Origin of the sequence: Mycobacterium sp. NPDC006124, assembly GCF_040614235.1 — a bacterium.
In the GTDB taxonomy this organism is placed as follows: domain Bacteria; phylum Actinomycetota; class Actinomycetes; order Mycobacteriales; family Mycobacteriaceae; genus Mycobacterium.
Window position 1 is genome coordinate 15,865 of record NZ_JBEXUA010000004.1, and the last position, 11,718, is coordinate 27,582.

The 11,718-nt window shown below is 69.7% G+C and carries 12 protein-coding genes; 8 read left to right on the forward strand and 4 right to left on the reverse strand.

Annotation, left to right across the window (positions count from 1 at the left end):
• The first annotated feature begins 87 nt into the window (after positions 1-87).
• Positions 88-438, forward strand: coding sequence for a metalloregulator ArsR/SmtB family transcription factor (locus tag ABZ195_RS09715; protein ID WP_355217108.1), 351 nt, complete (start codon positions 88-90; stop codon positions 436-438).
• On the opposite strand, the gene ABZ195_RS09720 is transcribed toward ABZ195_RS09715, so the two are convergent.
• Together ABZ195_RS09720 and gcvT are read right to left on the reverse strand one after the other, a co-directional pair.
• Positions 439-1,545: a branched-chain amino acid aminotransferase gene (locus tag ABZ195_RS09720; RefSeq protein ID WP_355217110.1), complete on the reverse strand. Its 1,107-nt coding sequence runs from the start codon at positions 1,543-1,545 to the stop codon at positions 439-441.
• A 22-nt stretch (positions 1,546-1,567) separates the two neighbouring features.
• Positions 1,568-2,665, reverse strand: coding sequence for a glycine cleavage system aminomethyltransferase GcvT (gene gcvT, locus ABZ195_RS09725; protein ID WP_355217111.1), 1,098 nt, complete (start codon positions 2,663-2,665; stop codon positions 1,568-1,570).
• 58 nt (positions 2,666-2,723) lie between these two features.
• Between gcvT and ABZ195_RS09730 the strand changes: the two genes are divergently transcribed.
• Positions 2,724-4,235 carry a leucyl aminopeptidase gene (locus ABZ195_RS09730; RefSeq protein WP_355217113.1) on the forward strand — a complete coding sequence of 504 codons (1,512 nt, stop codon included), beginning with the start codon at positions 2,724-2,726 and terminating at the stop codon, positions 4,233-4,235.
• An 18-nt stretch (positions 4,236-4,253) separates the two neighbouring features.
• On the opposite strand, the gene ABZ195_RS09735 is transcribed toward ABZ195_RS09730, so the two are convergent.
• Positions 4,254-5,135, reverse strand: a complete 882-nt coding sequence (locus ABZ195_RS09735) for a LysR family transcriptional regulator (RefSeq protein ID WP_355217114.1) — start codon at positions 5,133-5,135, stop codon at positions 4,254-4,256.
• 132 nt (positions 5,136-5,267) lie between these two features.
• On the opposite strand from ABZ195_RS09735, the gene ABZ195_RS09740 reads away from it, so the two are divergent.
• Positions 5,268-6,008 carry an SDR family oxidoreductase gene (locus ABZ195_RS09740; protein ID WP_355217116.1) on the forward strand — a complete coding sequence of 247 codons (741 nt, stop codon included), beginning with the start codon at positions 5,268-5,270 and terminating at the stop codon, positions 6,006-6,008.
• A 10-nt stretch (positions 6,009-6,018) separates the two neighbouring features.
• Here the strand turns inward: ABZ195_RS09740 and ABZ195_RS09745 are convergent, their stop codons facing one another.
• A complete protein-coding gene (locus ABZ195_RS09745; RefSeq protein WP_355217118.1) occupies positions 6,019-6,369 on the reverse strand; it encodes an oxidoreductase in 351 nt (116 codons plus the stop codon).
• Between the two features lie 146 nt (positions 6,370-6,515).
• Here ABZ195_RS09745 and sucB point away from each other — a divergent pair, with 146 nt between their 5' ends.
• From sucB to ABZ195_RS09770, 5 genes are read left to right on the forward strand one after another with little or no spacing between them, the layout of a single operon-like run.
• Entirely contained in the window at positions 6,516-8,294 is a 1,779-nt protein-coding gene (gene sucB, locus ABZ195_RS09750; protein ID WP_355217120.1) for a 2-oxoglutarate dehydrogenase, E2 component, dihydrolipoamide succinyltransferase, read from the forward strand.
• Positions 8,295-8,299: 5 nt separating this feature from the next.
• Positions 8,300-9,208, forward strand: a complete 909-nt coding sequence (locus tag ABZ195_RS09755; protein WP_355217122.1) for a TIGR01777 family oxidoreductase — start codon at positions 8,300-8,302, stop codon at positions 9,206-9,208.
• A 19-nt stretch (positions 9,209-9,227) separates the two neighbouring features.
• Complete coding sequence (gene lipB / locus ABZ195_RS09760; protein WP_355217124.1) at positions 9,228-9,908, forward strand: lipoyl(octanoyl) transferase LipB; 681 nt, start codon at positions 9,228-9,230, stop codon at positions 9,906-9,908.
• A 26-nt stretch (positions 9,909-9,934) separates the two neighbouring features.
• Positions 9,935-10,867 (forward strand): lipoyl synthase, encoded by a 933-nt coding sequence (gene lipA / locus ABZ195_RS09765; protein WP_355217843.1) that lies wholly within the window; start codon positions 9,935-9,937, stop codon positions 10,865-10,867.
• Between the two features lie 33 nt (positions 10,868-10,900).
• Entirely contained in the window at positions 10,901-11,656 is a 756-nt protein-coding gene (locus ABZ195_RS09770; RefSeq protein WP_355217126.1) for a DUF4191 domain-containing protein, read from the forward strand.
• Positions 11,657-11,718: the final 62 nt, after the last annotated feature.

Consider the following 11,718-nt stretch of genomic DNA (forward strand, 5'->3'; position numbering starts at 1 on the left):
CCTCATTCGGCGCTCAGGACGATCAAAGGCTTGTCGAACCGTCCACGTTGCGGGACCCTGTCAATGCGTCGACTGAGAGGAGCGCCCGTGCCCGTCGGCCAGCCGTCCGAAGACGGTGTCTCGGAACGGCTGATTCAGGACACTGCGGGGATGTTCGCCATGCTCTCGGCGACCGTACGCCTGCACCTCGTGTGGTTGCTGTCCCTCGGCGAACGCGACGTGGGCACCCTCGCCGAGGAGACCGGTCAGTCCATGGCCACCGTCAGCCATCACCTCGGCAAGCTCAAACTCGCCGGTTTCGTCGACGCCCGCCGCGACGGACGTCGCCAGGTGTACTTCGTCAGCGACGCCCTGGCGCAGCAGGTCGTGCGCCTGGCGATGGAGGCCAAGCTCGACGAGGCCCCACGCCGCCGGGGCCGGCGGTCGGCCGCCGGCTGATCAGCCGAGCCGGGTCATCCAATGGTGGGTGTCGGCGAAGGTGCCGCGCTGGATGCCGGTGAGGGTATCTCGCAGTGCCATCGTGACCTCGCCCGGTTCGCCGTCGGCGATGGTGAACTCCCCGTCGCCGGACTTCACGTGCGAGACCGGGGTGATCACCGCGGCGGTGCCGCAGGCGAAGACCTCGGTGATCTCCCCCGCGGCAGCCTTCTTCTGCCACTCGTCGACGTCGATCTTGCGCTCCTCGACGGAGTAACCCGCATCGGTTGCCAACTGCAGCAACGACTTTCGCGTGATTCCTGGCAGGAGGGAACCGTTGAGTTCGGGGGTGACGAGGCGCGCCGTGCCGCCGCTGCCGAAGACGAAGAACAGGTTCATGCCACCCATTTCCTCGACGTAGCGGCGTTCGATGGCGTCCAGCCACACCACCTGGTCACAGCCGTGTTCGGCCGCCTCCGCCTGCGCGAGCAGTGACGCCGCGTAGTTGCCGCCGGTCTTGGCCGCGCCGGTACCGCCCGGGCTGGCCCTGACGTACTCCGTCGACAGCCACACCGACACCGGCTTGAGGCCGCCGGTGAAGTACGCCCCCGCCGGTGACCCGATCACCATGTACCGGTACTGCACGGCCGGTCGCACACCCAACCCCGGCTCGGTGGCGAAGATGAAGGGCCGCAGGTAGAGCGACTCCTCACCGCCGGCGGCGGGCACCCAGTCACCGTCGACGGCGATCAGCTGCCGCAGCGACTCCAGGAACACCTCGTCGGGTAGCTCGGGGACGGCGATTCTGCGGCAGGAGCTGCGCAGTCGCGCGGCGTTCTCCTCGGGCCGGAACGAGACGATGGACCCGTCGCTCCACCGGTAGGCCTTGAGCCCCTCGAAGACTTCCTGGGCGTAGTGCAGCACGACTGCGGACGGATCCAGTTGGATCGGACCGTAGGGCAACACCTTGGCGTCGTGCCAGCCGTTCGCTTCGTCGTACTCGACCGTCACCATGTGGTCGGTGAAGTGGCGGCCGAAGCCGGGGTCGGCCAGGATTGCGGTCCTTACCTCGTCACTTGCCGGGTTCGCGTTGCGGGCAAGCGTGAAGTCGAGGGAACCGTCAGTCATGTGGCGATTGTATAACCCGTGGCTAGCGAGTTTTGGCCTCTACGAACGGTGGCGCGACGACCTCGCACTCGAGTGCGCGGCCCCGGACGTCGACCGCGACCCGCTGGCCGTCGGCGATGCCGGCGTCGGCGTCGACCAGGGCCAGCGCGATGCCGAGTTTCAGTGTCGGAGAGAAGGTTCCCGACGTGGTGACGCCCACCGGGCGGTCGCCGTCGAGAACGGTCATGTCGGCCCGGAGCACGCCGCGGCCCAGCGCCTTGAGTCCGCGAAGCACGCGGCGCGGGCCGGTCTCCTTCTCGGCCAGCAGCGCGTCCCGGCCCCAGAACGCGTCCTTCTTCCAGCCGATCGCCCACCCGCAGCGGGCCTGCAGCGGCGAGATGTCCAGGGACAGTTCGTGGCCGTGCAGCGGGTAGCCCATCTCGGTGCGCAGCGTGTCGCGGGCGCCGAGCCCGGCCGGTTCGCCGCCGGCCGCCTCGACCGCCTCGACCAGCGCGTCGAAGACGACGCCGACCCGGTCCCACTCGGGCAGCAGTTCATAGCCGTGTTCGCCGGTGTACCCCGTGCGGCAGACCCTCACGGGCACGCCGCGGAACTCGGCGTCGGCATACCCCATGTAGTCCATGTCGGTCGGCAATCCCAGCGCGGCGAGCACCTCGCCGGACTTCGGGCCCTGCACGGCGAGCACGGCGAAGTTGCGGTGTTCGTCGGTGATGGTCAGCCCGGCCGGCGCCTTGGCCTCGAGGGCCGCCACGACGGCGGCGGTGTTCGAGGCGTTGGGCACCAGGAACACCTCGTCGTCGGAGACGTAGTAGGCGATCAGATCGTCGATCACGCCGCCGGAGTCGTTGCAGCACAACGTGTATTGCGCCTTACCGGCACCGATGCGGCGCAGGTCGTTGGTGAACGCGGAGTTGACGTACTCCGCGGCGCCCGGCCCGACCACCAGGGCCTTGCCGAGGTGGCTGACGTCGAAGAGGCCGACGGCGCTGCGGGTGGCGTTGTGCTCGCTGACGGTGCCGGCGTAGGACACCGGCATCAGCCAACCTCCGAATTCGGCGAAGCTCGCCCCCAGCTCGCGGTGGCGGTCCTCCAGCGGACCCTTCAGCAGGTTGTCACTCACGGCCAATCACATTAATCCCCCGCCCGCTCCGCTCCCGCCCGCCACTAGGGTGACCTTCGTGACCACTGCACCTGGCTACCAGTCCCCCACCGTCACCGTCGCCACCAGCCTGCCCAAGCGCGGCGTCGGCTCTGCGGTGTTGATCGTGCCCGTCGTCACCGGCGACGACGACCGGGCCCGGGTCCTGCCCAATCCGTTCCTCGACGCCAAGGCCGTCGGCGAGATCGAGGCCGCCCTGACCGCTCTGGGCGCCAAGGGTGGCAGCGAGCAGACGACACGGGTGGTGGTGCCGTCGCTGCCGGTGGCCAGCGTGTTGACCGTCGGGCTCGGCAAGAGCCGCGACGTGTACGCCGCCGACGTGATCCGGCGCGCCGCCGGCGTCGCCGCGCGCACCCTGAGCGGCGTGGAGAGCGTCGTGACCACGCTCTCGGAGGTCGACGTGGCGGCCGCGGTCGAGGGCTTGATCCTCGGCGCCTACCGCTTCAGCGACTTCCGCAGCGCGAAGACCGCCGCCAAGGAACCGCGTTTGGCGAAGATCACCGCGCTATCGACGGCGAAGGGCGCCAAGGCCGACGCCGTTCGCGGCACCGACGTCGCGACCGCGGTCGCCACGGCGCGCGACCTGGTCAACACCCCGCCGAGCCACCTGTTCCCCGACGAATTCGCCAAACGCGCAAGGGCTTTGGGCGAGTCGGTCGGCTTGAAGGTCGAAGTGCTCGACGAGAAAGCGCTGGAGAAGGGCGGCTACGGCGGCATCGTCGGCGTCGGCAAGGGCTCGTCGCGGCCGCCGCGGCTGGTCCGGCTCACCCACGCCGGAGGCAAGGGTCGCAAGGCCAAGAAGGTGGCGCTGGTCGGCAAGGGCATCACCTTCGACACCGGCGGCATCTCCATCAAGCCGGCGGCGAACATGCACCACATGACCTCCGACATGGGCGGAGCGGCCGCGGTCATCGCGACGGTCGTGCTGGCCGCCAAGCAGAACCTGCCGATCGACGTCGTCGCGACGGTGCCGATGGCCGAGAACATGCCGTCGGCGACCGCCCAGCGTCCGGGTGACGTGCTCACCCAGTACGGCGGGATCACCGTCGAGGTGCTCAACACCGACGCCGAGGGCCGGCTGATCCTGGCCGACGCCATCGTGCGCGCGTGCGAGGACGGCCCGGACTATCTCATCGAGACCTCCACGCTGACCGGCGCGCAGACCGTCGCGCTGGGCGCCCGCACCCCCGGGGTGATGGGCAACGACGAGTTCCGCGACCGAGTGGCCGCGCTGTCGCAGGCCGTGGGCGAGAACGGGTGGGCGATGCCGCTGCCCGACGAGCTCAAGGACGATCTCAAGTCGACCGTCGCCGACCTCGCGAACGTCAGCGGCTCGCGCTACGCCGGCATGCTGGTCGCGGGGGTCTACCTGCGCGAGTTCGTCGCCGAGGGCGTGCAGTGGGCCCACGTCGACGTCGCCGCACCGGCGTACAACACCGGCGGCCCGTGGGGCTACACCGGGAAGGGCGGCACCGGGGTGCCGACGCGGACGATGTTCGCCGTCCTGGAGGACATCGCGGAGAAGGGTTAGCCAAGAACGGCTGACGACCTACGCCGCCACGGGCGCCAGATGGGCCTTGGCGGCGTGAACGAAGTCGGCGACCAGCGGGTTCGCCTCGCCGATCCGGCTGACCACGACGACCTCGCTGGCGGGGACGTCCTCGATCGGCACGGACGCCAGATCGGCCCGCAACGAGCTGCGGCGGTCACCGACCGGGACCACCGCAACGGCCCGGCCGCTGGCGACCAATTCGATTCTGTCCTCGAAGCTCTCGACGACGGGGCCAGCCTCCGACGACCCGTCGTCCGTCGGATAGATCGAGCGCGGCGCACCGTGGGCGCAGTAGACGGGCACACCGCCGGCGAAGTCCCGCAGTGACACCGACGACCGACCGGCGAGGTGGTGGTCAGCCGGGAGTACCAGCATCCGCGGCTCCTCGTAGAGCACGGTGACGGCCACGTCGTCGGCCGGATGCGGCAGTGGCGCGCGGGCGACCAGGACGTCGACCAGGCCCGCGGCGAGCACGACTTCGTCGTGGCATTCGAGGTGACGGGTCGCGATCGTTGCCTGCGGGTGGCGGCGTCGCAATTCGCGGACCGCCGGGGTGACGACCAGATCCTCGACGTAACCGACCACCACGTTGCCGGTCGGCGCGTGAGCGCGGGCGGTGAGCGTAGCCCGGTGCGCGGCGCGCAGCAGGGCGCGGGCCTCGGGAAGGAACGCCCGACCGGCGTCGGTGAGCAGCACGCCGCGGGGCGTGCGGTCGAACAGCGGCACGCCGAGCCGGTTCTCCAGACGCCGAACCTGACGGCTGAGGGCCGGTTGCGCCAGGTGCAGTTCGGCCGCCGCCCGCCCGAAGTTCAGCTGCTCGGCCACGACGGTGAAATAGCGCACCAGACGCAGCTCGAGGTCGATCCCGTGGTCGTTCACCGGCGCGTCACCATGGCTGGGTTCAACCGGGCCGTCGACGTCGGGTATTCCACGCCCCGCCATGCCGTTTCGGCATGACGGGGTGCCGAACGGGTCTTGGACACCCCCGCCGATCTGCCGAAGGCTCTTGGCATGGGTAGATACGACGGCAAGAAGGTAGTGATCACCGGTGGAAGCAGCGGCCTCGGACTGGCCGCTGCCCGCCACCTCGTGAACGAGGGAGCGCGGGTCCTCGTCACGGGACGGACCCAGGAGACGCTGGACGACGCAGGGCGGCGACTGGGCGTGGGCGCGGTCACCGTACGCAGCGACACCAGCTCGGTGGCGCAGATCGACGCGCTCACCGAGCGGGTGCGCGCCGAGTTCGGGACGGTGGACGCCCTGGTGGTCAACGCGGGCATCGGCAGCTTCGACCCCTTCGAGGCGGTGACCGAGCAGACGTTCGACGACGTGTTCGCGATCAACACGAAGGGCCCGTTCTTCACGATCCAGAAGATGGTGCCGCTGCTGGCCGAGGGCAGCGGCGTGGTGCTGACGACGTCCACGGCGAACCAGACGGGGTGGGACGCGCTCAGCGTGTATTCGGCGAGCAAGGCAGCGCTGCGGTCGATGGCCCGCACGCTGAGCCGGGAGCTGCTGCCGCGCGGCATCCGAGTGAACGCCGTCAGCCCCGGCTCGATCGACACCGGCAAGTTGGAGAAGGAGGTGCCGGAGCGGGCCGCCGAGATCAAGGCCGCGTTCACCGCGAGCAACCCGATGGGGCGTTTCGGCCACCCGGACGAGTTCGCACCCGCGGTGGCATTCCTGGCCTTCGACGCGACGTTCGTCGCGGGCGTCGAACTGGTCGTCGACGGTGGCGACTCCGCGCTCTGACGCCGCTCCGTCAGTCCTCGAGTTCCCGCCTGAGCTCACGTTTGCGTTCGATGCGGCGGCGGGCGTCGAAGTCGCGCATGCGCTGCGGATAGCCGACCTTCTGCACGTCGTAGACCGGGATGTCGAGCTTGTCGCTGAGCCGGCGGGCGCCCTTGTCGCCGCCGGCCCGACGCCGGGTCCACTCACCGTCGGCGGCCACCAGGACCACGGTTACCTCGGTGACGGCGGTCTTGGGTTCGACGAACGCCTCGACGCCGTGATGCTCGGCAACCCACTGCTTGAGGTACTTCAGATCGGCTGCGGGGTCCCGCGCCCCGGAGTCGCCCTTGGAGCCGCGGCGGAACGCATCGAACAGTCCCAACTGGATCTCACTCCCTTCGGCCGACGCTTCAATGGTGCCAGAGGAGCAACTCGACCGGTCTGCGACGACCACCGGCCTCGGACGTGACAGGATGGGCGTCGAGCATTTTCGACCGTTACGAGCGACCGTTCGAGGAGTCACATCACATGGCCATCACCGTCCAGATGCCCGCACTCGGTGAGAGCGTCACCGAGGGGACCGTCACGAGATGGCTGAAGCAAGAAGGCGACACCGTCGAGGTCGACGAGCCCTTGCTGGAGGTGTCCACCGACAAGGTCGACACCGAGATTCCCTCGCCGGCTGCCGGCGTGCTGACGAAGATCATCGCCAACGAGGACGACACCGTGGAGGTCGGCGGTGACCTGGCCACGATCGGCGACGCCGACGAGGGTGGTGGTGACGACGCCCCGGCCGCCGAGGAGAAGTCCGAGCCCGAACCTGAACCTGAGCCCGAGCCCGAGGCGAAGGAGGAGACCCCGTCCGAGCCGAAGCCGAGCAGCGGTGGCGGTGGCGGCAAGTCCACCTCGGTCGTGATGCCCGAACTGGGTGAGTCCGTCACCGAGGGCACCGTCACCCGGTGGCTCAAGAAGGTCGGCGACAGCGTCGAGGTCGACGACGCCTTGGTCGAGGTCTCCACCGACAAGGTCGACACCGAGATTCCCTCGCCGGTCGCCGGCACCCTGCTGTCCATCACCGCCGAAGAGGACGACACCGTCGCCGTCGGTGGCGAATTGGCCAAGATCGGCGATGAGCGCTCGCGCGAAGAGCAGACGGATCCCGACGCCGACGCCGACGCCGCGCCGGAGACGAAGGAACCCGAGCCGGAGCCAGAACCCGAGCCCGCGCCGAAGGCCGAGGAAGCCGAGCCGGAACCCAAGCCGGAACCGAAGCCCGAGCCCAAGCCCGAACCCAAGCCCGAACCCAAGCCCGAGCCCAAGCCGGAGACGAAGGCCGCTCCCGCCGCCGAGGCACCCGCCACCGACGGCAGCCCCTACGTCACTCCCCTGGTCCGCAAGCTGGCCAGCGAGAACGGCGTCGACCTGTCGTCGGTCAAGGGCACCGGAGTCGGCGGACGCATCCGCAAGCAGGACGTGCTCGCGGCCGCGGAGGCCAAGAAGGCTCCCGAGCCGAGCGCGGCGCCGCAGAGCGCGCCCGCGGCCAAGCCGGCCGCCTCGTCCGCACCCGCACCGGCGCTGGCGCACCTGCGCGGCACCACGCAGAAGGCCAACCGCATCCGGCAGATCACCGCCAAGAAGACGCGCGAATCCCTGCAGACGACAGCACAATTGACGCAAACCCACGAGGTCGACCTGACCAAGATCGTGGCGCTGCGGGCGCGCGCCAAGGCGACCTTCGCCGAACGTGAGGGCGTCAATCTCACCTACCTGCCGTTCTTCGCGATCGCGGTGATCGACGCCCTCAAGGCGCACCCCAACGTCAACGCCAGCTACGACGAGGACTCCAAGGAGATCACCTACTACGACGCCGAGCACCTCGGCTTCGCCGTCGACACCGAACAGGGCCTGCTCTCACCCGTGGTCAAGAACGCGGGCGATCTGTCCCTCGGCGGCATCGCGCGGGCGATCGCCGACATCGCGGCACGGGCGCGCTCGGGCAACCTGAAGCCCGACGAGCTGTCCGGCGGCACGTTCACGATCACCAACATCGGCAGCCAGGGCGCGCTGTTCGACACGCCGATCCTGGTCCCGCCGCAGGCGGCGATGCTGGGCACCGGCGCCATCGTCAAGCGTCCGCGCGTGGTGGTCGACGAGAACGGCAACGAGTCGATCGGCGTCCGGTCGGTGTGCTACCTGCCGCTGACCTACGACCACCGGCTCGTGGACGGCGCCGACGCCGGCCGCTTCCTGACGACGGTCAAACGGCGCCTCGAGGAGGGCGCGTTCGAGGCCGACCTCGGACTGTAGGCCTCGTGCGAAATGCCGTCATCGCGATCGCGGGTTCCTCGGGGCTGATCGGTTCGGCCCTGACGTCGGCGCTGCGCGCCGCGGACAACCGCGTGTTGCGGTTGGTGCGGCGTCCGCCGTCGGCCGCGGACGAGGTGTTCTGGGACCCCGACACCGGTGACTTCGACGCGACTGCGCTGCGCGGCGCCGATGCCGTGGTGAACATGTGCGGCGTCAGCGTCGCCGGCAAGCGGTGGTCGGGCGCGTTCAAGCAGAGCCTGCGCGACAGCCGCATCGGCCCCACCGAGGTGTTGTCCCGCGCCGTCGTCGAGTCCGGCGTACCCGTACTGATCAACTCCAGCGCCGTCGGCTACTACGGCGACGCGCGGGACCGGGTCGTCGACGAATCCACCCCCGCGGGTCAGGGCTTCCTCGCCGGCCTGTGCCGGGACTGGGAGTCCGCGACGGCGACGGCCGCCGCCGCGGGAGTGCGCGTGGTCCTGATGCGGACGGGGTTGGTGCTGTCCCCCTCGGGTGGCATGCTCGCCAAACTCAAGCCCCTCTTCGCCCTGGGGCTCGGCGCGCGGCTGGGCAACGGCCGGCAGTACATGCCGTGGATCAGCCTCGAGGACGAGGTGCGGGCGCTGACGTTCGCCGTCGAACACGACGACCTCGCCGGACCGGTCAACGGCACCGGGCCCGCGCCCGTCACCAACGCCGAGTTCACCGCCGCGCTCGGTCGGGCGCTCAACCGACCCACGCCAATGGCGGTGCCCGCGTTCGCCTTACGGGCCGTGCTCGGCGAGTTGGCCGACGAGGGACTTCTGGGTGGACAACGCGCCATTCCCGCGGCGCTCGAGCGAGCCGGCTTCGAATTCCACCACCACACCATCGGCGAGGCCATGGCCTACGTCACCGAGCCCAAGTCGTCCTGACGCGCGTACGGTTCAAGGCGTGGGTGCAACATCGGTTCGGTCGGCGGACACCGAGGTCGAGGTGCGACGGCTCGGCTCGGTCGACTACATCGACGCCTGGGAGATGCAGCGTGAGCAGGCCGCGGCGCGGATGGCCGGCGGCCCCGACGCGCTGCTGCTGCTCGAGCATCCCGCGGTCTTCACCGCGGGCCGGCGTACCGAGCCGCACGAACGTCCCGTCTCGTCGGAGGTCCCGGTGGTCGACACCGACCGCGGCGGGAAGATCACCTGGCACGGCCCGGGTCAGTTGGTCGGCTATCCGATCGTCGGCTTGGCGCAACCGTTGGACGTGGTGAAGTTCGTCCGCCGCCTGGAGGACGCGCTGATCGCGGTGTGCGCGAGCTTCGGGCTGGAGACCGGCCGGGTCGAGGGTCGGTCGGGCGTGTGGGTGCCGCAGACCGCGACGCGACCCGCCCGCAAGGTGGCGGCCATCGGCATCCGGGTGGCCCGCGCGACGACGCTGCACGGGTTCGCCGTCAACTGCGACTGCGACCTGTCGGCGTACGCCTCGATCGTGCCGTGCGGCATCTCCGATGCCGGGGTCACGTCGCTGACCGCCGAACTCGGCCGGCGGGTCACCGTCGACGAGGTCGCCGACGTGGTGGCCACGGCCGTACCGGACGCCCTCGACGGTCGAGCAGCGCTAGCATTGACGAAGTGACCGTCGAACCATCCGAGATCGCCAAACTGCCCGTCTCGCCGACTGGCCGCAAGCTGCTGCGCCTCGAGGTGCGCAACGCCGAGACCCCCATCGAGCGCAAGCCGCCGTGGATCAAGACCAAGCTGAAGATGGGTCCGGAGTACAAGGAACTCAAGGCGTTGGTCAAACGCGAGGGTCTGCACACCGTCTGCGAAGAGGCGGGCTGCCCCAACATCTACGAGTGCTGGGAAGACCGCGAGGCCACGTTCCTCATCGGCGGCGAGCAGTGCACGCGGCGCTGCGACTTCTGCCAGATCGACACCGGCAAGCCCTCGGAACTCGACCGTGACGAACCCCGTCGCGTCGCCGAGAGCGTCCAGGCGATGGGTCTTCGATACTCGACGGTCACCGGCGTGGCCCGCGACGACCTGCCCGACGGCGGGTCGTGGCTCTACGCCGAGACGGTCCGCCAGATCAAGGCGCTCAACCCGAACACCGGCGTGGAATTGCTGATCCCCGACTTCAACGCGATCCCCGAGCAGCTCGAGACGGTGTTCGAGACGCGCCCGGAAGTGTTGGCGCACAACGTCGAAACCGTCCCGCGCATCTTCAAGCGCATCCGTCCCGCCTTCTCCTACGAGCGCAGCCTCTCGGTGATCACCGCGGCGCGTGACTACGGTCTGGTCACCAAGAGCAATCTGATCCTCGGCATGGGCGAGACGCCGGAGGAGGTTCGCACGGCGCTGGTCGACCTGCACGAGGCGGGTTGCGACATCATCACCATCACCCAGTACCTGCGGCCGACGGCGCGCCACCATCCGGTGGAGCGGTGGGTCAAGCCCGAGGAATTCGTCGAGCACGGCAAGTACGCCGAGGAACTCGGCTTCCCCGGCGTGCTGGCAGGCCCGTTGGTGCGGTCCTCCTACCGGGCGGGCAAGTTGTACGCCCAGGCGGCTCGGGCGCGGACCAGCCCGTCCTAATTCGGGGCTGGCGTCCACCCGTATCCTGATCCGATGGCGAAGACTCGCAAACCCGGCGTCGACAAGGCCGCCAAGGCCGAGGCGAAGGCTGCCCGCAAGGCCGCATCCAAGGAGCGCCGCAGTCAGCTCTGGCAGGCCTTCCAGATTCAGCGCAAGGAGGACACCCGGCTCCTGCCGTACATGATCGGTGCCTTCGTGCTGATCGTCGCGATCGCGGTGCTCGTCGGCGTGCTGGTGGGCAACACGTTCACCTACGTCACGCTGATCCCGCTGGGCATCGTCCTCGGCGCCCTGGTGGCCTTCATCATCTTCGGCCGCCGCGCGCAGAAGTCGGTCTACCGCAAGGCCGAGGGACAGACCGGCGCCGCCGCCTGGGCGTTGGACAACCTGCGCGGCAAGTGGCGCGTCACCCCGGGCGTCGCGGCGACCGGACACTTCGACGCCGTGCACCGCGTGATCGGCCGGCCGGGCGTGATCTTCGTCGGCGAGGGATCGGCCACGCGGGTCAAGCCGCTGCTGGCCCAGGAGAAGAAGCGCACGGCCCGGCTCATCGGCGACGTTCCGATCTACGACTTCGTCGTCGGCAACGGCGAGGGCGAGGTGCCGCTGTCCAAGCTGGAGCGTCACCTGACCAAGCTGCCGGCCAACATCACCGCCAAGCAGATGGATTCGTTGGAGTCGCGGCTGGCCGCGCTGGGCTCCCGGATGGGTCCCTCGGCCATGCCGAAGGGTCCGCTGCCTCCCGGCGCCAAGATGCGTGGCGTGCAGCGGACCGTTCGGCGCAAGTAGTTCCGCCGACGCGATATCGTCCTCCTGGGCCTCTCGTCCTGAGCGGCACGAAATGACCAGTC

Bases quoted from the DNA above. Each gene is read 5' to 3' on its own strand.
- ABZ195_RS09720 (WP_355217110.1), bottom strand. From the start codon at position 1,545: ATGACTGACGGTTCCCTCGACTTCACGCTTGCCCGCAACGCGAACCCG.
- ABZ195_RS09740 (WP_355217116.1), top strand. From the start codon at position 5,268: ATGGGTAGATACGACGGCAAGAAGGTAGTGATCACCGGTGGAAGCAGC.
- sucB (WP_355217120.1), top strand. From the start codon at position 6,516: ATGGCCATCACCGTCCAGATGCCCGCACTCGGTGAGAGCGTCACCGAG.
- ABZ195_RS09770 (WP_355217126.1), top strand. From the start codon at position 10,901: ATGGCGAAGACTCGCAAACCCGGCGTCGACAAGGCCGCCAAGGCCGAG.